The sequence below is a fragment of the Acinetobacter sp. YH12027 genome, assembly GCF_013420085.1.
Classification (GTDB): Bacteria; Pseudomonadota; Gammaproteobacteria; order Pseudomonadales; family Moraxellaceae; genus Acinetobacter; species Acinetobacter amyesii.
In genome coordinates this window covers 1-23,576 of record NZ_VOYW01000026.1, presented here as the reverse complement: position 1 = coordinate 23,576, position 23,576 = coordinate 1, and the positions used below count along the sequence as shown (strand labels likewise).

Here is a 23,576-nt window from a genome sequence, read left to right as displayed (position 1 = left end):
TTTAAGCTGCATTGGCACGAACAGCATTGGCCAAATGATTTGCCAACGCTGTGACTTCTTCAAGGTCATTACCTTCAACCATGACACGAATGACCGGCTCTGTGCCTGATTTACGAATCAAGATGCGACCACGTCCTTTAAGCTGAGCTTCAGCTTTTTCAAACTCGCTCACCAGTGCAGGTACGGCGTAGGGATCAAACATCGCAGCCAAGCGAACATTCACCAAGACGTTAGGTAATAACTCAAAACCTTCCACCAATTCATGCAAAGCTTTACCTTGCTCAACCATCACCGTTAATACCTGAAGTGAAGCAATGATCGCATCACCAGTGGTGCTCTTGTCCAAAGTCAGAATATGACCTGATGGCTCACCGCCCGTTACCCAGCCCTTTTCTTCTAGGCCTTGTAATACATAGCGGTCACCAACTTTGGCACGAAGCAACGGCACTTTGGCTTGATCTAAAGCAATTTCAAGCGCCATATTGCTCATTACGGTACCCACGATACCCGCAGGCTTTTGACTCGCTTGAGTGGCTAAAATATAAAGAATATGGTCACCAGTAATTTGCTGACCGTTTTTATCGACCATAATCACGCGGTCAGCATCACCGTCAAAGGCAATCCCTAAATCCGCCTGATGTTCAACCACTGCTTTTTGTAAAAACTCAGGATGCGTCGAACCACAGTCTTTATTGATATTCAAACCATCCGGTTCGTTAAACAGCGCAATCACTTTTGCACCCAGTTCACGATATACCGATGGACCAACGCTATAGGCTGCACCATTGGCACAGTCCACCACAATTTTTAAGCCTGTCAGGTCAAAATGGTACGGGAAGGTTGATTTACAAAACTCGATATAACGACCATTGGCATCTTTTACACGCACACTTTTACCTAAGTTTGCAGGGTCTTCGATCACCAAGTCATTTTCAAGTTCTTTGTTAATGGCTTCTTGAATTTCATCCGGCAATTTTTTACCTTCGCTCGAGAAAAACTTAATGCCATTATCAAAATACGGATTATGCGACGCCGAGATCACGATGCCTAAGCTGGCATGTAATGCACGGGTTAAATGGGCAATTGCGGGTGTAGGTAATGGACCCAACAAATGAACATAAACACCTGCTGCGTTTAAACCGGCTTGTAATGCTGACTCTAAAATATAGCCCGATAATCGGGTATCTTTACCTAGTACAACGATGGGCTTTGCTTTTTTACTGTATTGTTTTAATACTTTACCTGCGGCAAATCCTAGTTTTAATGCAAATTCAGGGGTAATAGGCAATTCACCGAATTTGCCACGAATGCCATCTGTACCAAAATAACTCATGTTGTACTCACTTCTTAATGGTGATCTTAATCATCACTTTTTACTGCAAATACTTTACACCAAAAACAAAAAGGCCGTCATATTAATGACGGCCTTTTCGGCTAAAAGCTACTAAATATCAACCAACACGGTAGTTTGGTGCTTCTTTAGTAATAGTCACGTCATGTACGTGAGATTCAGACATACCTGCCGCAGTAATTTTGACAAACTGTGCATTTTTACGTAAGTCATCGATCACTGCAGAACCGGTATAACCCATAGATGAACGTAAACCACCCATCATTTGATGAACGATGTTACCCATTGGGCCTTTGTACGGTACGCGACCTTCAATACCTTCTGGTACAAGTTTTTCAGCACCGGCTTTTGAGTCTTGGAAATAACGGTCAGCAGAACCTGTTGCACCTGCCATCGCACCCAATGAACCCATACCACGATACGCTTTGTAGTAACGACCTTGGAAGAATTCAACTTCGCCTGGTGCTTCTTCCGTACCCGCCATCAATGAACCTACCATGATGGTACTCGCACCTGCACCAATCGCTTTTGCCATATCACCAGAGAAACGGATACCACCGTCTGCGATCAATGGAATTTGGTCTTTCAGTGCATTGGCAACGCTGTCAATCGCAGAGATTTGCGGCATACCAATACCAGCAACGATACGTGTAGTACAGATTGAACCTGGGCCAATACCCACTTTCACTGCATCTGCGCCAGCATCTAATAATGCAAGTGCTGCATCACCAGTCGCGATGTTACCGCCAATCACTTGAACTTGTGGATAGTTGGCTTTAACCCAACGTACACGTTCAATTACACCTGCAGAGTGACCATGTGCAGTATCAACAACAATCGCATCAACACCCGCTTCTACCAATGCTTCTACACGACTTGGTGTTTCTGCACCTGTACCAACTGCAGCACCAACGCGTAAACGACCTAAGTCATCTTTGCAGCTGTTTGGATAGTTTTCAGCTTTACGGAAATCAGTAACCGTGATTAAACCTTTCAGTTCGTTGTTGTCATTTACAACAAGGACTTTTTCAATACGGTGTTTTTGAAGTAATGCTTGGATGTTTTCTTTTGATTCGTTTTCACGAACAGTCACCAAACGATCATGGCCTGTCATGATGTTACTAACAGGTTGCTCAAGATTGGTTTCAAAACGAGTGTCACGACCAGTAACAATACCCACCACTTGACCGTCTTTCACCACTGGTACACCGCTGATGTTATTTGCTTGAGTTAAAGCAATCAGCTCACGTACAGTCGTTTCTGGTGTAACGGTAATTGGGTCTTTCACCATACCTGCTTCAAATTTTTTCACGCGGCGAACTTCTGCAGCTTGTGCAGCAATATCCATGTTTTTATGCAGGATACCGATACCACCGTTTTGCGCCATTGCAATTGCCATACGTGATTCAGTCACAGTATCCATCGCAGCAGAAACAAGTGGAATATTCAAATTGATGCCACGTGTGAAACGTGTCTTAAGAGAGACATCTTTTGGGAGAACAGTAGAATAGGCAGGGAGTAATAAGACATCATCAAAGGTTAGGGCTTCTTGAACGATGGTCAACATAACAGTCTCGCTGGTAATTTCCGTGAGCCATTATATACAAATTTCCGTTCAATTTTCATTTTAATTGCGGCAATTCTTTACAGAGTTTTCAATATTAACCATCGAATATGCTGTTTTCAGCAAGAATACACTGAGGGTTAGTCAGCAACTTGTTCAATACAGGCAGAATCCGAAGACTCTACCGCTTAATTTCAATAAATTTATTCTGGAACTAAAGCCTTAACTGACTTGATCGAAATCTTCATCATTTTCAGCGTCATGCAGTGGAATACTGATCAATGGAATCATTTGATGCGCGATGCGTGCTTTATTACATTGCTCATCAGCTATCTGCACACTTTTACATGTGGAACTCCGAGCCTCGTACACCCTACACCTCACTGCTTGCCCAATTTTCCCACCCAAAGCGATACAACGAGACTGTGTTTGATTGGTGCCCGCCATACATGAATACACGGCATTAACCGGCTCAGTATAATGTTCGGGCATATTCAGCCCTTCTGCCCAATAAAAAGAAACGCGATAGTGGGCACAACATGCTCCACAGGTTAAACATGCATCCTGAGTCGGTATTTGAGACAACATTTTTATCTATTCTCGTCATCTAAAAGCTTATTTTATGGACGAAAAATACTAAAAAATGTTATCTGCAAACTCAATTATTTTTTCTGAATTTTCAAGTCATTATACTGGGCAAGTAAAGACTGTTTCATCCATTAAATCGACACCACACTGCAAGGTTTCGATCCAATCTAAGAATTGGTTGATCTGTTCTTTACCAATAAATGGCGTGCCGTGCTGCGGTACGATCATTTCCACATCCATCGTCCGTACCATGTTGACCCACAGACGGATCACTTTGTTCGAACACATGTAGCGCTGATGGAAGCCTTTCATTTTAGGAATATGAGCGGCAAAATTTTCTAAAGGTTTAGAGGCATCATCCACCATAGATGCGCCCATATCCCCTGAGAATAAAATTTTGGCAATCGGGTCATAAAATTGGAAGTTACCAACCGAATGTAGGAAATGTGCAGGAACAGCCACCAAATGACTGTTGCCTAATGGAATCACCTGACCATGATCTGGCAGTTCGATCAGACGATCCAACCAGTTGCCTTTCATCCGGTCACTCATAAATGCAGAGTTTAAATGCGGTAAGAAACGCGCCCACAGCTTAGATGCCACCACTTTGGCGTCGGTATAAACCAACCAACGCGGCATCGAGGTAATAATGTCTGGGTCCTGATGCGAGGCCATCACATAGTCAAGATTGGTCAAACGGGTATATTTATTCAGTTCCATAGTCAGTGGGACATAAGTCAAGTCACCACCTGGATCAAGCACCGCTGCGCGCTCATTATCCAAAATCAGGAACTGGTTCGCCTGTACGCCCTCGCCTTTTACCAAGCTGGTAAAGCTAATACATTTATGCTTTCCATCATCATAAAGTACCTGTGATGTTGTGCGTTCGAAAGCCATTCCCATTCCCCAAATTTTTTATCAAAAAAAATATATTCTATAGGTGAATAACATATATTTATTTAGGGAAACTTACAATAAATATTAAGTCAATATTATCTGAAATATCAGTGAATTGGGTCTCATTTATTGGCAAAGAATCCTGAGTTTTTAACTCAGGATTTCATGTATTTTTAATATGGTGAGATCATTATTTAAAATAAATAGTGTTGTGCCAACGCAGCCAAACCAATCACCAAGAATACTAGGGCGCCAATTTTATGAATCAGTGAAATCGGTAGTTTTTCAGCTAGCTTGTTCCCAATAAATACCGCAGGCGCATTAACCAACATGATGCCTAATGTCGTCCCCAAAGTCACCCAGCCAATACTGTCAAAGCGTGCAGCCAGTGCAACAGTGGCAATTTGGGTTTTATCTCCAATTTCAGCCAAGAAGAACAAAACGAAAGTGGCGGTGAAAACCCCATATTTTTGCCACTTATTGATACTTTCAGATTCATCATCCAATTGATCGGGGATCAACATCCACACCGCCATAGCAATAAAGCCCAGAGAAACGATCCACAATAAAACGGTTGGACTTAAAACAGTGGTAATCCATTGACCCAGCACAGCAGAAACCCCGTGGTTCACCACAGTCGCTAGGAAAATTGCAATTAAGATCGGAACGGGTTTACGAAAACGTGCAGCAAGCAGTAAGGCAAGTAATTGTGTTTTATCGCCCATTTCTGACAGGGCAACAACAGCAAGGGAAATGAAGAAAGCGGTTAACATGGTGCATTTCTCTGGCTAGCAATAACATATACCGATGACTTATCCCTCCTGCTAGCCAATGTGCAGAGTGATAAATCAAAGGTCTTGCCAACAAAAGAAAGCTACGAAGAGCTCATTTGGTTCTTTGCTATGATGACCATGCTCGTTTTAGAGCAAATATGTTGACCATCACCTTTTTACTTTGCGTAAAAAGCGGCTACTCCCCAATGAAGTAATGCTATTCTAGCGAGGAATGCATGTTTTCGCAATTTTAATTTTCGATGACTCAATTTGATATGCAAAACAATAATCAAAAATTTCAAGAATTTATTCAACACTATATGCATGTGCAGGATGTATTAATCATTGCAGGTGGTCCATCTCAGCTCAATTTCGACTTAACCACCATTCAGCCCTCAAAAAAACTGCTGATCATTTGCTGTAATCAAAGTTTTCTTCAACTTCCTCAGGCTCAAATTGCCCATCATTCAGATTATGCATGGTGGTTACACTATCAACCCATGCTCAAAGCCTGCTTTCAAGGTGACATCATTAGCGGATGTGGTTTAGGTCACAACCGTCCATATCCTGAACATGAAGTGATTAACTTCAAAACCGTGCGCATCGATACGCAAGCGGAGTTATTTCATTCACCGTACTTTGTGTATGGTAATAATTGCGGCCTTCAAGCCTATTCACTCGCACATCTCTTTCAACCGCAGCGTATTTGGCTGATGGGCTATGACTTCCAGCACCAACAGGGCCAAACACATGCGTATCAGCATCAACATGTGCAAGAACTGGAGCATTATGAAAAGTTTTGGGGCTTATTTTTAAAAGACTTCCAACGCTTTGAACATTTACGACAAAAGCTTTGGTCGACGGCGCACCCACATCGTACACTTCCACTCACTTATAACCTCAATGCAAACTCAGCATTAAAGCTCTACCCTTCACCCATTGAACTTCCTGATTGGCTTTGTCAGTCCACCACCACGACGCCATAAAAAAACCCTGCCAAAGCAGGGTTCATTTTGAAACTTAAACAGGTCAGATTAGATCAATAAAGTTCGGATATCTTTGAGCAGCTTCGTCAGCTTATTGGCAAAACGTGCAGCATCCGCACCATTAATTACACGGTGATCGTATGACAATGACAGCGGCAGCATCAAACGTGGATCAAAGCCTTCACCATTCCACACCGGCTGCATAGTTGCAGGTGAAATACCTAAAATCGCCACCTGTGGCCAATTAACCAGCGGTGTAAATGCCGTACCACCAATTGAACCCAGACTGGTAATGGTAAAGTTCGCACCTTGTAGATCTTTCGGCGACAGTTTTTTGTCACGTGCTTTTTGACTCAGCTCACCCAGCTCAATTGCAATCTGCTTAATCGATTTTTGATCTGGATTACGCAGTACAGGCACGGTCAAACCATCAGGCGTTGCCACGGCAATCCCCATGTGGATTTCATTGCGTAACAATACTGACTTGCCATCATCAGACAAATGACCTGCAAATTCACGCTCTTCTTTCAACAAGTAAGCCACTGCTTTGATGATGAAGGCCATAATGGTTAAGCCAATACCTTCTTTCTTAAAGTTGGCTTTTAAATCATTACGCCAAGCTTCAAGATCGGTAATATCCGCAGCATCGAACTGCGTCACTTGCGGGATAAAATTGTTTAAAGACAATTGCGGAATCGACACTTGTTGTAAACGTGTCAAAACTTTCTCTTCGACACCACCAAAAGCATCAAAGCTTGGCAATTTCGGTAAGCCTGAAACCTGTGCCACAGCTTGAGCTGCAGGTGCAGCTTGCGGAGTGGTCAAACGGGTTTTTACATAAGCGAATAAATCTTCTTTCATTAAACGCTCATGCGGGCCAGATGCTTTGACTTCTGCCAAAACCACACCTAATTCACGTGCAAGCTTACGAACGGCCGGACCTGCATACACTTTGGCATTGGCAGCATTTTGCTCTTTGGTGAGCTTATCTGCGCCTTGTGGTTGCGGTGCTGCTGCTTCAACTTTGCTTTCAGCTTTAGGTGCAACTGTCGCAGGCTGTGCTACAGCTGGTGCAGGTTTCGCTGCTGGCGCTGGTGCAGGTGCTGCAACAGCTTGACCTTCGGCTTCAATCGTCACTAAAGCGACGCCTTCAGAGACACTTTGCCCTAACTGAACATGAATCGCGGTGATTTTACCAGCGGTAGAGCTTGGTACTTCTACCGTTGCTTTGTCTGATTCCACCACGATGATACTTTGGTCTTTTTCAACCACATCACCCACAGCGACTAAAATTTCAGCCACTGCTGCTTTATCAACACCTAAGTCAGGCACTGCAATTTCTACAGGCCCAGACGCCGCAGCCGTAGACGGCGTTGGTGTTGCTTCTGCGACAATGGGTGCAGCAACAGGCTGTGCAGTTTCTTGCACAGGAGCCGATGCAACCGCAGCAGATGAAGCCGCCGTTTTCACCGTTAAAATCACTACACCTTCTTTCACTACATCGCCAGCACTGATTGTGATCGATTCAACACGGCCTGATACAGTACTTGGGACTTCGACTGTCGCTTTGTCTGATTCCACCACGATAATACTTTGATCGACATCAATCTCATCACCAACAGAGACCAAAATCTCACTTACCGTAGCTTTTTCTACGCCAATATCAGGAACTTGCACATCGATGCTTTGCGACTGAGGAGCATTGGCTGCAACAGATGCTGCTGCAGTTTGTTCTGCTTCCACAACCGGAGTTGGTTCTGCTGCTTCGTCTTCACTTGCATTTTGTACTGGCTCAGCTGTAGCAGTACTTTGACCTTCTGCTTCCAACTCGATCAGCACAGCACCTTCAGCAACACTGTCACCCAGATTAACTGCAATGCTTTTCACCACGCCTGCCGAAGTGCTTGGTACTTCAACAGAGGCTTTATCAGACTCTAACAACACAATGCTGTCATCGACGCTAATGCTGTCGCCGACTTTCACTAAAATCTCAGCGACCGTTGCTTTATCTACACCAATATCAGGAGTCGTAATTTGCATGATTAGTTCTCCTCTTTGTAGTCAGCCACAGCATGCAGTTCCGGCGTTTCCTGCGGAGCCCATGCCACTGGACGGTCAGTATCTAGTTCAAAGCTTGAGATAGCATCTTTGACTAAACGCGCATCAACTTCGCCTTCATCCGCGAGTTTTTTCAATGTTGCTACCACAATATGTGCGGCATCGACACCAAAGTAGCTACGTAAGTTGCCACGTGTATCTGAACGACCATAACCATCTGTACCTAATGCAACGAACGGACGATTGTCTGGAAGATAAGCACGGATTTGTTCGCTATAAGCACGCATGTGATCGGTTGCCGATACCACAATACCGTCTTTTTCACGAAGTAATTGAGAGATCCAAGCTTCTTTCGTATCTTCAGCCAATGGATGTAGGCGGTTGTATTCTTCACACGCCATACCATCACGAGCTAATTCGTTAAAGCTAGTGACGCTCCACACGTTTGAATGAATTTGATATTCATCACGAAGGATTTTCGCCGCTTTAATCACTTCACGCAGAATCACACCTGAACCCATCAACTGAACCGTTGCTTTCTCATCTTCTTCGAAGAGATACATACCACGTTTAATGCCTTCTTCAGCACCTTCAGGAATAGCAGGGTGTTCGTAGTTTTCATTCATTACTGTTAAGTAATAGAACACGCGCTCTTGGTTCACGTACATGCGTTTTAAACCATCATGTACGATCACTGCCAACTCATAACCAAAACATGGGTCATAAGAAATACAGTTTGGAATCGTATTTGCCAAGATATGTGAATGACCATCTTGGTGCTGTAAACCTTCACCGTTCAGTGTTGTACGACCCGCAGTTGCACCGAGCAAGAAGCCTTGCGCCTGCGCATCACCTGCAGCCCATGCAATATCGCCAATACGCTGGAAACCGAACATCGAGTAGTACATATACATCGGAATCATTGGCAAGTTATTGGTTGAATAACTGGTTCCTAACGCAGCCCAAGCACTCATCGCACCCGCTTCGTTAATCCCTTCTTGTAACATGTGACCATCTTTAGCTTCACGGTAATGCATCAACTGTTCTTGGTCTTCAGGGGTATATTTTTGACCATGCGCAGCATAGATCCCCAACTGACGGAACATACCTTCCAAACCGAAAGTACGCGCTTCATCTGGCACAATTGGTACGACACGATCTTTAATGGCTTTTTCTTTCAATAATGATGAAATCAAACGTACCATCAACATGGTCGTCGATTGCTCTTTACCGCCACTGCCTTTCAGTACCGCATCAAACACAGACAATTCAGGAATCGCCAGCTGTTCACTTTCTTTACGACGTGCAGGTAAATAACCACCCAATGCCTCACGACGCGCCTTCATGTATTTCAATTCAGGCGAGTTTTCACTCGGACGATAGAATGGCACTTCTTCAAGCTGTTCATCGGTAAATGGCAAGTTGAAACGGTTACGCACGTATTTCAACGACTCAAGCTGCATTTTCTTGATTTGATGCGTCTTATTGACTGCTTCAATCTCTTCCGACAAACCATAACCTTTGACTGTTTTTGCCAAGATAACTGTTGGCTGACCCGTTTCCTTCATCGCTTCGGCATAAGCCGCATACACTTTGAATGGGTCATGACCACCACGGTTCAGGTTATCAATATCTTCATCGCTTAAGTTGCGCACCAACTCTTCAGCTTCAGGATACTTACCAAAGAAATGTGCACGCGTATACGCACCACCTTTCACTTGATAACGCTGGAAGTCACCATCGACCGCTTCTTCCATCACCGCTTTTAAGGCACCTGAATCATCTTTTGCCAGTAACGGATCCCAATGACGACCCCAAACCACCTTAATTACGCGCCAGCCTGCACCACGGAACAATGATTCAAGTTCTTGAATAATTTTACCATTACCACGAACTGGGCCATCTAAACGCTGTAAGTTACAGTTCACGACCCAAATCAGATTGTCGAGCTTTTCACGACCTGCAAGTGAAATGGCACCTGTACTTTCAGGTTCATCCATTTCACCATCACCGAGGTAAGCCCAAACTTTACGGTTTTCTTCTTTGATCAGGCCACGGTTCATCAAGTACTTTTGAATGTGTGCTTGATAGATCGACATGATCGGGCCTAGACCCATCGATACGGTTGGGAACTGCCAATAATCTGGCATCAAGTACGGATGTGGGTATGAAGGTAAACCTTTACCGCCAACTTCACGACGGAAATTATTTAAATGTTCTTCAGTCAAACGACCTTCTAAGAACGAACGTGCATAGATACCTGGCGCACAGTGACCTTGATAATAGATCATGTCACCGCCAAAGCTGTCGCTATTGGCACGGAAGAAGTGGTTAAAACCCACGTCATATAAAGTGGCAGATGATGCAAAACTTGCCAAGTGACCACCTAAATCGTCACCTGTTTTATTGGCACGCAGTACCATCGCTAAGGCATTCCAGCGGATCAGCGCACGAATACGGCGCTCCATATCCGAATCACCCGGCATAGGCGGTTGTTCTTCAACTGAAATGGTATTTAAGTAAGGAGTATTTAGTCGCTGAATGGGAACGTGCTTAGCAATCGCTTGTTGATAGAGTTTTTCAAGCAAAAATGCAGCGCGGTCAGTTCCCATGTGCTGTAAAACTGAATCAAATGCGTCCTGCCATTCTTGGGTTTCTTGCGCATCTGTATCGCCATAAAACGCCATACTTCACCTATCCTATGTGCTAAATATATGGCTCTATTAGTACCATATTTTGGCTAGGCTGAGTTATCGCCACAGATGAATACGAAATAGCTCTATTATTTATTTACTAAATACTTATTGATTAACAATTACACAAATTTACATTTTTGGGTCAATTTTCGCCATATTTCATACAGACAATATTTTTTAGAATGATAATTTTATAGTTATTAGCGATAAATAAAAAAGCCATTGTCTGTAGAGGTTCAGACAATGGCTTCGTATACAGATGTTGTATGCGCTTATGGCAACATCGCTAAATACGTCGATGGGTTTTTGCGTTGACCATCTTTCACTACTTCGTAATGCAAATGTGGGCCAGTACAACGACCAGTACAACCAACGTTAGCAATATGCTCACCCGCAGCAACACGGTCGCCTACACGTGCAATTAAGCGTGATGCATGTGCATAACGTGTCAGGTAACCATTACCATGGTTGATTTCAACATATTGGCCATAACCTGTGCCCCAGCCTGATTTGGTTACAATGCCTGGACCCGTTGCATAAATAGGTGTACCACTTGCCGCAGAAAGATCTAAACCTGAATGATTTTCTGCACGGCCACCCATGGTACGGCCACCATAATTTGAGCTCACGCGCTTCATGTCTGGAAGTGGGTGGGCAATTAACCATGAATATGGATTATTTGAACTTGCTGAATAGTTTTGAGAGGAATTGCTTGAACCGTATTTTTTTGCGATTGTCGCATTGTTGAGTTCAATTGATTTTTCACGAATTTGAACATTCAACTTCGTTTCCGCTGGAACATCAATATCATTGCTTTCAGAGTAAGCACCTTGAGACAAAGTGCGAGTTAACTGTTCAATACGATCTGATGAGTCTGCTTGATTTAATTCAACTAAATCTGCAAAAGCGACTGAAGCGGCCGAAGCTGCCAATGAAAACGCCAATAAAATACGTCGTAAATGCATAAAAAACCTCTATAAACTGTTCTCTTTTGTTCCTTGTGTGATTTCGTCCTTGATATCAGCCAAAAGGAGCGCATAAGATTAAGACATAAACATGTAGGAAATATGTATGTCAGAACCTGTCAACGTCTTTCAACCAACAAGAAAACACATAAAAACAGGAAACTTGTCGTTTCTCTCAACGCAAGTTGCTGCATGGCAGAAACTTACGAAAATTGTTCAACCGCTATTGCCCCAACCGGATCAATGGCAAGTTGTTTGTTATATAAATGGTGTACTTATATTAACTGGAGAAAATCAGGCACTGATTAGTCAGTTGGCCTATTTGCAAAAGCAATATATTGCACAATTATCACAAATATACGAATTCAAGGATTTGCACAAGATTCAAGTCCGTCTGAGAACTCCGTCTCCAACGCCCCATTCCCCTGAAAAAATTTCAAGAACCCTCAGTACAGAAACTCAGGATTTACTCCGTAATGCTGCTGACTTTGTGAGCGACCCTAAGCTTAGCCAAGCAATGCTGCGTTTGGCAAGCAATAAAAAGTAACCACCCAGTTGTAACAGACAAATTTGAATGCTCAGAATGTGACAGACTTAACACTTACAAATGATACAATATAACATCACTATTATAAGACAATGACTTATGTCACATTCACATAACTAATTGGGCAATCATTAATGTCATCAAATGTTACAATTTCATAGCTATCTGGATCACTTTTGACATTGCGTAATAACTGATTATTTAATGCATGACCTGACTTATAGGCATCATATTTCGCAATAATTTGATGACCAAGCAAATATAAATCACCCACAGCATCTAATATTTTGTGACGAACAAACTCATCCGAGAAGCGTAAACCCTCTTCATTGACCACACCATTTTCATCTACGCCAATGGCATTTTCGAGACTCGCCCCCAAAGCCAAATTATTGGCTTTGAGATAATCCAAATCTTTCATAAAGCCAAAAGTCCGCGCTTCACTGACTTCATAGACAAATGTTTCGGTTGAAAAGTCGATGGTTGCCGATTGAAATTCTTTCTTAAATGCAGGATGGTCAAAATCAATCGTAAAATTTAATTGGAAACCGTCATGCGGTTGAAAGGCAGCACGTTTATCATCAATCAGTGCTTCGACAGGTTTAAGTATTTTTATGAATTTTTTAGGTGCATTTTGTTCTTGTAGTTCACCTTGCATAAGCAAATAAATGAACGGGCCTGCACTCCCATCCATAATAGGCACTTCAGATGCCGACACTTCCACAATCAGGTTATCAATCCCTAAACCAGCAATCGCACTCATAATGTGCTCAATTGTGCCCACCTTGGCGTTTTCTTGCACCAAGTTAGAACACATGAATGCTTCTTGAATCAGCATAGCATCAGCTGGAATATCAATCGGTGGATTTAAGTCGATACGACGAAACACAATGCCCCCATCGGCATGATGTGGCACAAAGTTAATCATCACTTTTTGCCCACTATGCAGTCCGATGCCACTCGCTTTCACGATGCGTTTCAGGGTACGTTGTTTCAACATGTGTCTTCTATCATCAGTTCACAAAACCGCTATACGTTAGCATATTTAGCCATTGATAAAAAACAAAAAGGTAGCTGATCAGCTACCTTTTGTAATCAATAGACACTTAAGTCATTGAATTTATGTTATTTACGTTGCTGATTTTTCAAGTAGTCTTGAATACTCATTGGCGTAGGGCGTGAATTCGATGCTGACGCCGCCGCAGCCGCCGGAGCAGCTGCTTCATTGTGCTGACGTTGAATCGCTGGTACATCATCTTCATCTACAGGTGCTTGTGCAGAAGCGACTGTACGCGTTGCTTGTGCGACAGGGCGTTTCACTGGCTCAGCAGAATCGGCAGAATTACGCGTTAAACCCGTTGCGATCACAGTTACACTAATTTCATCACGTGCATCTGGATCAAATACCGTACCGTAGAAAACTTGACCTTCATCAAGATCCACAATTTGGTTCACTACATCAGTGATTTCTTCAATTTCACCGAAGGTTACGTCATCGCCACCTGTTACGTTAATCAAAATGCCTTTTGCATTCATGATCGTCACGTTATCTAACAATGGGCTACGGATCGCTTGTTCAGCAGCTTGACGTGCACGGTTTTCACCACGACCAGAACCTGCACCCATCATGGCATAACCACGTGTACTCATCGCAGTTTTCAAATCGGCGAAGTCAAGGTTGATATGACCAGGACGCACCACAAGATCAAAGATACTACGTACAGCATTTAACAGTACGTCGTCTGCTTTTTTGTAAGCATCTTTCATCGAGATATCACGGAACACTTTTAGCAGGCGTTGGTTCGGAATAATAATTAGAGAATCAACATGTTGCTCAAGGGCTTCGATACCTTTCTCAGCAGATTGCTGACGACGTTTACCTTCAAAGTTAAACGGAGTCGTCACCACACCTACAGTTAAGATACCCATTTCTTTGGCAATTTCAGCAACAACCGGCGCAGCACCTGTACCAGTACCACCACCCATACCTGCAGTCACGAACACCATGTCCGTTCCTTCAAGGTGTTGGCGAATCAACTCACGGCTTTCTTCAGCAGCAGTTTGACCCACTTGTGGATTTGCACCTGCACCCAAACCACGGGTACTTTGCTCACCCAGTTGGATTTTAAATTGTGCATTCATGCGATCGAGTGCTTGTTTGTCTGTATTGGCACAAACAAATTTCACACCCTCGATATCTGATTCCAACATGTGTTGCACAGCGTTACCGCCAGCACCACCTACACCGAATACTGTGAAACGGGCTTGACCGTTGCTGTCGCTTTGATCATCTTCTAAAAATTCAAATGAGGCCATGCCTAAAAAATTCCTAATCCATAATTGGCAGACACTTCAGCCCGTATACTGCCTTGATCTTAATAAAAATTGTTTTTTAGAATGCTGTCCAAGTTCCAGCTTGTCAAGTACAAGCAATAATCCGTACAACTTCCCAACAATATTCCCAAATATTTCAACTTAAAAGATCGACTTCAAGGTGTCATTGAAGCCCGACCATGCCCGTTTTACCCGATTCAATACTGAAAGTTTTTCCGTATCTTCTGGCTCAACGATCGTATCTTGTGTTTCGCTTTGACTGAAAATTAACAGACCTGCGGCAGTCGCGTATTGTGAACGACGTAAAGCTGCTTGCTGTTGATCATCGGCATACACTTGCATAGGTGGATTACCTAAATGTGCAGAGACACCTAAAATCCGGCGTGCAAATGTCACCATTCCTTCAATTTGGCAGGCATCACCTGTGAGTACAACACCATGGTATAAACCATGAATCGCACCATGATCGACCAATTCATTACGCACTTGATTAAAGATTTCTTCATAGCGCGCAATAATAATTTCGGTCAGTTCAATTCGGCTAATGGTTTGTGGACCATCAATCCCTTGGAACTGAATCATACTTTCAGGTTTAACCACTTTCAGGTCAACACAACCATACAACAGTTTAATGCGTTCCGCTTCTTCTGTTGTGGTTTGCAATACAGCAGCAATATCACGTGTTACATGCTCGCCGCCACGTTGCAAGGTATGTGTCATCGCCAAGCGACCATCTAAATACACCGCGATATTGGTCGTACCTGCACCAATATCAACCAAGCACACACCATATTCTTTTTCATCTTTAAGCAAACTGGCTTCAGCTGTTGCTAATGATGAAATGACCATGCGTTCAACACCAATATTGGCGCCTTTTAATGCACGATCCAAATTCTGCATGGTGCTGATGGGCAACATCATCAAATGATAATGTCCTGTCATACTCCGTGCTGACATGCGAATCGGGTTTAATACCCACTCAGGTTCATCATCTAGTTCAAAACCTAAAGGTACAGCACTCACCAAATAGTGGTCAGACGTTAAATGACTGGCTTTGGCCAGTTCTAATGCACGCACCACTTCATTGGTGGTAATCGCATGGTCATTATTTTCAATTGGAGTGCGACCAGAGGCATAAAAACTTTTTAGTTCAGCACTTGGAATGGAAATCCACGCAGAATGTACACGACATTCCGCCATATCTTCCGCTTCCTGCACTGCATTTTTAATTGCGGTAACAACTTTATCGAGACTGACAATTTTCCCTTTATTCATGCCGCGGTTACGAGCGGTCGCCATCCCTACCACTTGGATATTGTCTGGCGCGTGTACCTTACCAATCAAAACTGAAACTTTGTGTGTCCCAATGTCAATCGCAACAACCGAGGGAACAGCTTCATTCATTATTTACTACTACCATTCACATGTTTGTTTAATTTATGGCTTAAAGCCTCTACTTATAAAGCCGATCATTATGGCTTTACCGGCGCTGCATTCGCAATGCCTATGTCATCACTGGTTACAACAAACTGACCATTTACCGACTTTGCTGGCACAGAGTTTTTCCATTGAATCGCTAAACCATTTCGGTAGCGCAAATCGATGGCAGAAATTCGTGGCCATACAGGTTTTAAGTCACTGTGTGCGAGATAACTTAAACGCTGCAACTTACTCATGGTCTGATCTTGATCGACAATCACGCGTAAGCCTGAATCAAACTGCATAAACCAAGTCATTCGTTCGGTTAAATATAATTCTTTTAAACGAATGCCAACAGGTATAAATAATTGATTAATTTCATTATAGCGACGCATCATCATTTTGGACTGACTCGTCGGCCCATGCAATAACGGCAAATTCTGATGATTGGTCGGGGTTAATTCGGCAAATACATCACCACTGTCGCTTAACAGTCGCCCAGTTCCCCAACGTGCAATCGCTTGACGCGGCATCACCCGTACACGAATTGCATTTGGCCAAGCACGTGATACCACCACGCGATCGACCCACGAAATTTCTAAAGTACGGTCACGAATGACACGTAAATCAGAGGTAAAATAATTTTGAGTCATCATCGGTGAAACGTATGACATCACTTGTTGTTTTTCTTGGGCGCTACGCACACCCACCACATCAAGTTCAGCCACACGTGCATCCGTCATGACTTTATATAGCCCCCAAATTCCGGCAATCAAAACCACACATGCAATAAACAACAACAGCCATCCACCCACATTGGTAAGCTTTTCCTTACGTGTCGGTGGTTTGTCATGTATCGATGTCGTTGCTGCACGTTTACGGCGCATAGACGCAGGAAGTTGAGCCATAATTTAGTGTGCCGCACCTGTCAGGGTTTGTTCCAAAATCGCGACACAAAGATCATCAAAACTATAACCTACGGCATTGGCCGCTTTTGGCACTAGAGAATGACTGGTCATACCCGGAACAGTATTTACCTCAAGTAACCAGAAGTTTCCTTCGGCATCCTGCATCGCGTCAATACGACCCCAACCACTCGCACCTACCGCTTGGAAAGCGCGTAAAGATAAAGCTTGTAGACGCTTTTCTTCATCTTCAGTCAAGCCACATGGAATACCATATTGCACATCGTTACGGTTATATTTCGCTTCGTAATCGTAAAAAGCCACATCTGCAGGCGGTTCTAAACGAATCACAGGTAATGCCTGACCATTTAAAATCACAATGGTAAATTCACGTCCGGTAATCCATTTTTCAGCCATCACAACTGCATCATGCTGGGTCGCTTTTGCAATTGCGGTTGCAAAGTCTTCAATTTTTTCAACTTTGCTCATACCAATGCTTGAGCCTTCATGCACCGGCTTAATGATAAATGGCAAACCAATTGAATCTACAATTTCTTGTAAATCTGAATCTTTGCTGACAATACGATAAGGTGCTGTCGGTAGTTCTGAACCTTGCCAAACTTGTTTAGTTTTGACTTTATCCATACCAATCGCCGAGCCTTGAACGCCCGTTCCAGTGTACGGAATGTTTAACCATTCCAAAGTACCCTGAATTTGACCATCTTCACCACCACGGCCATGAAGTACGATAAATGCACGGTCATAAGCCACCAACTCAGTCACACTGCGTTGCTGCGGATCAAATGCTTCGGCATTTACACCCGAACGCACCAATGCTTCAAGTACAGCTTTACCACTATCGAGAGAAACCTCACGTTCGGCAGATTTCCCACCTAATAACACGGCAACTTTGCCGAATTTTGAAGCATTTGACACGTTTATATCCTTAAACTTTTATCTACGGTCTAAACAAACTTTGGATCACCCAGCGGTGATCATTTTACATAGAGATTGTTTTGAGCAAGTTCGATTGAGATTGCTCCAACATTACCTGCGCCCTGTGTTAATAACAAGTCATTTGCTTGTAACACTTTTTTCATTACTGCTTGTAAGTTGCCTTCTACTGGATCGATGAGAATCGGCTCAACCTCACCACGGAGACGAATGCTTCGAGCCAACGCACGACTATCCGCACCGACAATTGGTTTTTCACCTGCAGGATAAACTTCTAATAACAACAGTTGATCGACTTGAGACAAGACATCGACGAAGTCATCAAAACAGTCACGCGTACGGCTAAAACGATGTGGCTGGAACATCATCACCAAACGACGATCTGGATGACTTGCACGTGCTGCTTTAATGGTCGCTTCCACTTCTTTTGGATGGTGACCATAGTCATCGACCAATTTCACCAAGCCATCTTCAACTTCAAATTCGCCTTGGACTTGGAAACGACGACCTACGCCACTGAAGCTTTCTAAGGCACGTGCAATCGCAGCATCAGAAACGCCTTCATCCGTTGCAATACCAATCGCTGCCAAGGCATTTAAGATATTATGCAGACCCGGCAAGTTAATGGTTAAACGTAACGGCTCACGGTCTTTACGCAAAACTGTAAAGTGTGATTGCATGCCTTCTTGAGCCACATCAACGGCACGAATGTCGTTGTCTTCATTGAAACCATACGTCACGACAGGACGACCAATACGCGGCATAATTTCACGGATGTTGGCATCATCACCACACATCACAGCTAAACCGTAAAATGGAAGGCGCTGTAAGAATTGTACGAAGGTATCTTTCAATACATCGAAGCTACCGCCATAGGTATCCATATGGTCCGCGTCGATATTAGTGACAATCGTTGCCATCGGCTGTAAATGCAGGAATGACGCATCTGACTCGTCCGCTTCTGCCACGATATAACGACTTGCACCCAATGCAGCATTCACACCAGTACGATTTAACAAACCACCAATGACATAAGTTGGATCCAGATTTTCTTCTGCCAACATGCAGGTCACAAGACTGGTTGTCGTGGTTTTACCATGCGTCCCAGCAACGGCAATACCATGACGGTAACGCATTAATTCACCCAACATTTCTGCACGACGTACAACAGGTGTACGGGTTTCAATCGCCGCTTTCACTTCTGGGTTTTCAGAATCAATGGCTGTTGATACCACGATTACATTGGCGCCTTGAATATTTTCAGCAGCATGACCGATGAAAACTTGAATGCCGTTTTCTTCAAGCTGAGCCGTAGTTTTCGACGCTTTAATATCTGAACCTGAAACTTTATAGCCTTGGTTTTTCAATACTTCGGCAATACCGCACATGCCCGCACCACCAATCCCAATAAAATGGATGTGTTTAATACGGCGCATTTCTGGCACTTTAATGAGCTTTTTCGCTTGATCGGCAGGCGTTGATGGAGACATAGATTACTCGAATTTTACAAATCTTGAATTAAACCAACCACGTGCTGTGTCGCATCGGGTTGTGCCTGTTGTCGAGCCTTAACCGCCATTTCCATAAGTCGTTGGCGATTCATCAGCGGCTTCAACAACGCTGTTAAACTTTCTGCGGTCATGTCCGCTTGTGGGCAAATTTTTGCGGCATTGATATTGGCCAAGAATCCGGCATTTGCAGTTTGATGGTCATCCACTGCACTTGGCAGAGGAACAAACACGGCTGCTACACCCGCTGTCGCAATTTCAGTGACGGTTAGCGCACCAGCACGGCAGATAATCAAATCCGCTGCAGAATAGGCTGCTGCCATATCTTCAATAAACGGCTGAACTTCAACTTGCATATGTTCAGGTGCATTTGCATAACGAGCCAATGTGCTTTCAGCATTATTTTGACCACACTGATGATATACACTGAGGGGCTGTTCTAATTGCTGCAAAGCAGCCGGCACACATTCATTTAAGGCACGTGCGCCCAGTGAGCCACCTACAATTAAAACCCGTAATGGCAACCCAGCTTTTTCACGCTCTTGGTAACGCCATGACGGATTTAAAATTTCTGTAATTTCCTTCCGTACAGGATTGCCTGTGGTCACGATTTTATCTTGAGCTGGAAAAGTATTTGGAAATGCCTGACACACCGTTTTCGCCACACGCGATAATTGCGTATTGGTAAAACCTGCCACAGCATTTTGTTCATGGATAATAACCGGAATACCCAATGCACGAGCCGCCAAACCACCCGGTCCAGCCACGTAACCCCCAAAGCCTGCAACTGCATCAACTTCGAGTTGTTTCATATAACGCATAGCACTCAAAGTAGCTTTGAGAATTTTAAACGGTGCCATCAGCTTACGCACGACTCCATTGCCGCGTACGCCTTGGATATCAATTTGATAAATTGGAATATTATGATTTTTAAGCAGGCGATTTTCCATGCCTGTTGGCGTTGCGAGCCAAGAAACTTCACAGCCTTGTTGTTGCAACTCTTTGGCAACAGCGAGCGCTGGAAAGACGTGACCACCGGTTCCGGCAGCCATCATCATGACATGTTTCGGCTTTACTTGCGTTACTTCGGTCACTGTCTAATTCTTCAATTCTAAAAAGAGGCTAATGATATTCGATTTTAAGCAAACAATTGTAATCACAAACGCATGACCGTGAAAGGTAATTTACTTTTTTTCAACAGGCGTATGATTGTTTTTTTCTACTATTTTAAAAGTTTAAACTAGTTTTATTATTAATCTATGAGAATTGAAAAAAAATCAGACAATTTTTCACTTTAATTGCATTCACTTACATTTTTTTTGCTTTTTTAGCTCCCCTCCCCTTAGCGCAGGACAAAAAAAGAGCCCGTGAAGGACTCTTTTAAATCTAGTGCAAAATTAAGCTTTTAAACCTGCCTCAAGGACATCAAATAAATCATCGGCAATCGAGGTGCCAAATTGCGCATCAATTTCACGTACGCAGGTTGGACTGGTGACATTAATTTCAGTCACGTAATTACCAATCACATCCAGACCAACAAACACTAACCCTTTTTCACGAAGGAATGGCCCAACTTTGGCTGCAATGGCTTTATCATTTTCGGTCAATGGACGCGCCTCGCCCAAACCACCTGCCGCCAAGTTGCCACGCACTTCGCCATTTTGCGGAATACGCGCCAAACAATACGGTACGGGTTCGCCATTGATCATCAAGATGCGCTTGTCGCCATCCACAATTTCTGGGATGTAACGCTGCGCCATAATCGGCTGTGTGCCGTTATTGGTCAGGATTTCAATGGTTGAACCAATATTAACGCCATCTTGGTATAAACGGAAAATGCCCATACCGCCCATGCCGTCTAATGGCTTCACAATCACATCGCCGTGTTCTTGCAAAAATTCACGAATCAGGCTTTGCTGCGAGGTCACTAAGGTCGGTACTTGAAGTTCAGGGAATTGCGTCGCAAACAATTTTTCATTGCAGTCACGTAGGCTTTGTGGCTTGTTAATAATCCATGCGCCTTCGCGTTCAGCCTGTTCCAAAATATAGGTGGTGTAGACAAAGTTCATATCAAACGGCGGATCTTTACGCATCAAAACCACGTCATAAGCTGCAATTGATTCTTTTTGTTTTTCGCCGAGTTCGTAATAGTGGTTGTAATCTTCAAAAACTTTTAGCGGAGAAATCAAACCAAAGGCTTTGCCTTGATCGATATATAAATCTTGCTGTAATGCATAGCCTAGCTCATGTCCACGACGTGCTGCTGCCCACAGCATGGCCATTGAGGTATCTTTTTTTAGGTTTACATTTTCGATGGGATCCATCACAACAAGTACACGCATTATTCAGTGCTCTGTTCATTATTAATTTATGAATGAGTATAGCCGAGATTTTTCTTTTGTTTATTCTGATTTTGCATGTGTATGTATGGATTCGTGTGATGCAGGCGATAATTCAAAACATTTCTATCATCGGCTTTATCTTAATAATGGAAATAAGCCATGAAAGCATTATGGCGTTAGGCCTGTGTAAATCGACGCCAAGCAATTGAGACAGATATTCATCACATCTACATCTCGCCCATCATTATTTTTGGTGAAAAAACACGTGCTTTTTATTTTTTTTAGCTATTGTGTTAATTATTGTAAATAAAGAAATAGAATTAATTAATGATCAACATTGAGCAGATGGCTATCATTCTTGATGCTTTGCCAGACCCTGCTTTTGTCATATCGCGTAGTAGAAAATACGTTGCGGTTTTTGGTGGGCGCGATAATCGCTATTACCACGATGGTTCCGGTCTTGTTGGTACCTATATTTCAGATGTGATCAAGCCAGATAAAGCCAACTTGTTTATGCAACTGATCGACCAAGCTCTAGCGTCAGGAAATCTACTCATCGAAGAGTACGAATTGAGCAATAGGGATGTAAAAGGTCTGCCCGATTATGGTCCTGAAGAGCCCATTTGGTTTGAGGTGCGCATCCAAGCCCTCAGTTTTTCAGTAGATGAAGAAGACGTTGTGCTTTGGGTCGCAAGTAATATTTCAGCGCGTCACAACTTGGAAATTAAGCTGAAGGAACTCAGCCATACGGATCAGTTAACCGGTCTTTTCAATCGAAGAAAATTAGAGCATGACTTAGCATTACATTATGAGTCATACCTACGACATTCCATACAGACCTCGATTTTGATGTTCGATCTTGATAACCTCAAAAAAATCAACGACAGCAAAGGTCATCATGTCGGTGATGAGGCAATCCGAGCAGTCGCAGATATTCTTCGTTTAACGCTGCGCAAGACTGATTGCGCCTGCCGCTTAGGTGGAGATGAGTTTGTGGTCGCATTACCCAACACGGGCTGTGAACAAGCCATTCAATTTGCCAAACGGATTCATGAACATTCCAGAAAAGAATTAAGTCGGTTTTCAATAGATAACGCCCATGTCACCGTGAGCATAGGAGTAACAACCATCATGCCTGAAGATTGTACCTACGAAGATACAATTAAGCGTGCTGATCTAGCGCTGTATAAAGCCAAACATGGCGGGAAAAATAGAATTGTCGCGGCGTAAGCGTGCGGCAGAAATAAACCAAATTTCACAGTCTATTTAGCAATTTGATATTCAAGCCGTTGTGATTGCTCAGCATGAGCTCTCTCCCCTTTTCAACATAAGTTCAGTTTAGATAGGTGTCCGATATGCAGCAAGCCATTGTTGATTTTGCCTTGGATGATGAAAATCATTGGTATGCTATTTTAGCTTGTGGCCATACACAGCATGTCCGGCATGATCCGCCTTGGCAAAACCGTCCTTGGGTTATCACTGAGCAAGGACGGAACGAAAAGTTAGGGGTAATGTTGGAATGTAAGAAGTGTGATGAAGAGATCAAAAAAGGGAGCTGTAAGCCACTGCTGTCCCATAGTTTGCTTTAAATAAAAAAACCTGAGTCCTAACAGTTAAAATATGAGTGCAAACAAACACTTTAACGACCAGGATTCAGGTTTTGTCACATCAGAATACCGTATTTCATGA

The 23,576-nt window shown here is 43.4% G+C and carries 20 protein-coding genes and 1 riboswitch; of the genes, 4 read left to right on the top strand and 16 right to left on the bottom strand.

Annotated features, from left to right (window positions below; all coding sequences use genetic code 11):
• Position 1 precedes the first annotated feature (1 nt).
• The 5 genes from glmM to FTT94_RS10605 form a co-directional block, all read right to left on the bottom strand.
• The gene (glmM, locus tag FTT94_RS10625; protein WP_180170769.1) at positions 2-1,333 is read right to left on the bottom strand and encodes a phosphoglucosamine mutase; all 1,332 of its coding nucleotides are present in this window, start codon (positions 1,331-1,333) and stop codon (positions 2-4) included.
• A 118-nt stretch (positions 1,334-1,451) separates the two neighbouring features.
• Positions 1,452-2,918 carry an IMP dehydrogenase gene (gene guaB, locus FTT94_RS10620; protein ID WP_078190562.1) on the bottom strand — a complete coding sequence of 489 codons (1,467 nt, stop codon included), beginning with the start codon at positions 2,916-2,918 and terminating at the stop codon, positions 1,452-1,454.
• A 219-nt stretch (positions 2,919-3,137) separates the two neighbouring features.
• Positions 3,138-3,503, bottom strand: a complete 366-nt coding sequence (locus FTT94_RS10615; RefSeq protein WP_180109622.1) for a YkgJ family cysteine cluster protein — start codon at positions 3,501-3,503, stop codon at positions 3,138-3,140.
• A 99-nt stretch (positions 3,504-3,602) separates the two neighbouring features.
• The gene (locus FTT94_RS10610; RefSeq protein WP_078190564.1) at positions 3,603-4,400 is read right to left on the bottom strand and encodes an MBL fold metallo-hydrolase; all 798 of its coding nucleotides are present in this window, start codon (positions 4,398-4,400) and stop codon (positions 3,603-3,605) included.
• A 194-nt stretch (positions 4,401-4,594) separates the two neighbouring features.
• The gene (locus FTT94_RS10605; protein ID WP_180041739.1) at positions 4,595-5,173 is read right to left on the bottom strand and encodes a TMEM165/GDT1 family protein; all 579 of its coding nucleotides are present in this window, start codon (positions 5,171-5,173) and stop codon (positions 4,595-4,597) included.
• Between the two features lie 74 nt (positions 5,174-5,247).
• A riboswitch (yybP-ykoY riboswitch) is annotated at positions 5,248-5,390 on the bottom strand.
• A 58-nt stretch (positions 5,391-5,448) separates the two neighbouring features.
• Here FTT94_RS10605 and FTT94_RS10600 point away from each other — a divergent pair.
• Positions 5,449-6,159 (top strand): methyltransferase type 11, encoded by a 711-nt coding sequence (locus tag FTT94_RS10600; RefSeq protein WP_180170768.1) that lies wholly within the window; start codon positions 5,449-5,451, stop codon positions 6,157-6,159.
• A gap of 48 nt (positions 6,160-6,207) precedes the next feature.
• Here FTT94_RS10600 and FTT94_RS10595 read toward each other — a convergent pair whose 3' ends face one another.
• The 3 genes from FTT94_RS10595 to FTT94_RS10585 form a co-directional block, all read right to left on the bottom strand.
• Positions 6,208-8,199 (bottom strand): 2-oxo acid dehydrogenase subunit E2, encoded by a 1,992-nt coding sequence (locus FTT94_RS10595; protein ID WP_180170767.1) that lies wholly within the window; start codon positions 8,197-8,199, stop codon positions 6,208-6,210.
• 2 nt (positions 8,200-8,201) lie between these two features.
• On the bottom strand, positions 8,202-10,904 hold the full coding sequence (gene aceE / locus FTT94_RS10590; RefSeq protein WP_078193212.1) for a pyruvate dehydrogenase (acetyl-transferring), homodimeric type: 2,703 nt from the start codon (positions 10,902-10,904) through the stop codon (positions 8,202-8,204).
• Between the two features lie 281 nt (positions 10,905-11,185).
• Positions 11,186-11,878: a M23 family metallopeptidase gene (locus tag FTT94_RS10585; protein WP_180059327.1), complete on the bottom strand. Its 693-nt coding sequence runs from the start codon at positions 11,876-11,878 to the stop codon at positions 11,186-11,188.
• 106 nt (positions 11,879-11,984) lie between these two features.
• Between FTT94_RS10585 and FTT94_RS10580 the strand changes: the two genes are divergently transcribed.
• Positions 11,985-12,425, top strand: a complete 441-nt coding sequence (locus FTT94_RS10580) for a DciA family protein (RefSeq protein WP_180054185.1) — start codon at positions 11,985-11,987, stop codon at positions 12,423-12,425.
• Between the two features lie 97 nt (positions 12,426-12,522).
• Here the strand turns inward: FTT94_RS10580 and lpxC are convergent, their stop codons facing one another.
• The 8 genes from lpxC to gshB all read right to left on the bottom strand — a co-directional run bounded on the left by lpxC (position 12,523) and on the right by gshB (position 21,887).
• Positions 12,523-13,425, bottom strand: a complete 903-nt coding sequence (gene lpxC / locus FTT94_RS10575; protein ID WP_168379401.1) for a UDP-3-O-acyl-N-acetylglucosamine deacetylase — start codon at positions 13,423-13,425, stop codon at positions 12,523-12,525.
• A gap of 125 nt (positions 13,426-13,550) precedes the next feature.
• Positions 13,551-14,741, bottom strand: a complete 1,191-nt coding sequence (ftsZ, locus tag FTT94_RS10570; protein ID WP_168379400.1) for a cell division protein FtsZ — start codon at positions 14,739-14,741, stop codon at positions 13,551-13,553.
• 159 nt (positions 14,742-14,900) lie between these two features.
• Positions 14,901-16,163 carry a cell division protein FtsA gene (gene ftsA, locus FTT94_RS10565; protein ID WP_078190573.1) on the bottom strand — a complete coding sequence of 421 codons (1,263 nt, stop codon included), beginning with the start codon at positions 16,161-16,163 and terminating at the stop codon, positions 14,901-14,903.
• A gap of 68 nt (positions 16,164-16,231) precedes the next feature.
• Entirely contained in the window at positions 16,232-17,086 is an 855-nt protein-coding gene (locus FTT94_RS10560; protein WP_078190574.1) for a cell division protein FtsQ/DivIB, read from the bottom strand.
• A gap of 3 nt (positions 17,087-17,089) precedes the next feature.
• Positions 17,090-18,019: a D-alanine--D-alanine ligase gene (locus FTT94_RS10555; RefSeq protein WP_078193219.1), complete on the bottom strand. Its 930-nt coding sequence runs from the start codon at positions 18,017-18,019 to the stop codon at positions 17,090-17,092.
• 59 nt (positions 18,020-18,078) lie between these two features.
• Complete coding sequence (murC, locus tag FTT94_RS10550; RefSeq protein ID WP_078190576.1) at positions 18,079-19,527, bottom strand: UDP-N-acetylmuramate--L-alanine ligase; 1,449 nt, start codon at positions 19,525-19,527, stop codon at positions 18,079-18,081.
• A 14-nt stretch (positions 19,528-19,541) separates the two neighbouring features.
• Positions 19,542-20,639: an undecaprenyldiphospho-muramoylpentapeptide beta-N-acetylglucosaminyltransferase gene (gene murG, locus FTT94_RS10545; protein WP_180170766.1), complete on the bottom strand. Its 1,098-nt coding sequence runs from the start codon at positions 20,637-20,639 to the stop codon at positions 19,542-19,544.
• A 303-nt stretch (positions 20,640-20,942) separates the two neighbouring features.
• Positions 20,943-21,887: a glutathione synthase gene (gene gshB, locus FTT94_RS10540; RefSeq protein ID WP_078190578.1), complete on the bottom strand. Its 945-nt coding sequence runs from the start codon at positions 21,885-21,887 to the stop codon at positions 20,943-20,945.
• 327 nt (positions 21,888-22,214) lie between these two features.
• On the opposite strand from gshB, the gene FTT94_RS10535 reads away from it, so the two are divergent.
• Entirely contained in the window at positions 22,215-23,117 is a 903-nt protein-coding gene (locus tag FTT94_RS10535; protein ID WP_180025891.1) for a sensor domain-containing diguanylate cyclase, read from the top strand.
• Between the two features lie 125 nt (positions 23,118-23,242).
• The gene (locus tag FTT94_RS10530) at positions 23,243-23,476 is read left to right on the top strand and encodes a DUF3565 domain-containing protein (protein ID WP_180170765.1); all 234 of its coding nucleotides are present in this window, start codon (positions 23,243-23,245) and stop codon (positions 23,474-23,476) included.
• Positions 23,477-23,576: the final 100 nt, after the last annotated feature.

Bases quoted from the DNA above. Each gene is read 5' to 3' on its own strand.
- glmM (WP_180170769.1), bottom strand. From the start codon at position 1,333: ATGAGTTATTTTGGTACAGATGGCATTCGTGGCAAATTCGGTGAATTG.
- guaB (WP_078190562.1), bottom strand. From the start codon at position 2,918: ATGTTGACCATCGTTCAAGAAGCCCTAACCTTTGATGATGTCTTATTA.
- FTT94_RS10615 (WP_180109622.1), bottom strand. From the start codon at position 3,503: ATGTTGTCTCAAATACCGACTCAGGATGCATGTTTAACCTGTGGAGCA.
- FTT94_RS10610 (WP_078190564.1), bottom strand. From the start codon at position 4,400: ATGGCTTTCGAACGCACAACATCACAGGTACTTTATGATGATGGAAAG.
- FTT94_RS10605 (WP_180041739.1), bottom strand. From the start codon at position 5,173: ATGTTAACCGCTTTCTTCATTTCCCTTGCTGTTGTTGCCCTGTCAGAA.
- FTT94_RS10600 (WP_180170768.1), top strand. From the start codon at position 5,449: ATGCAAAACAATAATCAAAAATTTCAAGAATTTATTCAACACTATATG.
- FTT94_RS10595 (WP_180170767.1), bottom strand. From the start codon at position 8,199: ATGCAAATTACGACTCCTGATATTGGTGTAGATAAAGCAACGGTCGCT.
- aceE (WP_078193212.1), bottom strand. From the start codon at position 10,904: ATGGCGTTTTATGGCGATACAGATGCGCAAGAAACCCAAGAATGGCAG.
- FTT94_RS10585 (WP_180059327.1), bottom strand. From the start codon at position 11,878: ATGCATTTACGACGTATTTTATTGGCGTTTTCATTGGCAGCTTCGGCC.
- FTT94_RS10580 (WP_180054185.1), top strand. From the start codon at position 11,985: ATGTCAGAACCTGTCAACGTCTTTCAACCAACAAGAAAACACATAAAA.
- lpxC (WP_168379401.1), bottom strand. From the start codon at position 13,425: ATGTTGAAACAACGTACCCTGAAACGCATCGTGAAAGCGAGTGGCATC.
- ftsZ (WP_168379400.1), bottom strand. From the start codon at position 14,741: ATGGCCTCATTTGAATTTTTAGAAGATGATCAAAGCGACAGCAACGGT.
- ftsA (WP_078190573.1), bottom strand. From the start codon at position 16,163: ATGAATGAAGCTGTTCCCTCGGTTGTTGCGATTGACATTGGGACACAC.
- FTT94_RS10560 (WP_078190574.1), bottom strand. From the start codon at position 17,086: ATGGCTCAACTTCCTGCGTCTATGCGCCGTAAACGTGCAGCAACGACA.
- murC (WP_078190576.1), bottom strand. From the start codon at position 19,527: ATGTCTCCATCAACGCCTGCCGATCAAGCGAAAAAGCTCATTAAAGTG.
- gshB (WP_078190578.1), bottom strand. From the start codon at position 21,887: ATGCGTGTACTTGTTGTGATGGATCCCATCGAAAATGTAAACCTAAAA.
- FTT94_RS10535 (WP_180025891.1), top strand. From the start codon at position 22,215: ATGATCAACATTGAGCAGATGGCTATCATTCTTGATGCTTTGCCAGAC.
- FTT94_RS10530 (WP_180170765.1), top strand. From the start codon at position 23,243: ATGCAGCAAGCCATTGTTGATTTTGCCTTGGATGATGAAAATCATTGG.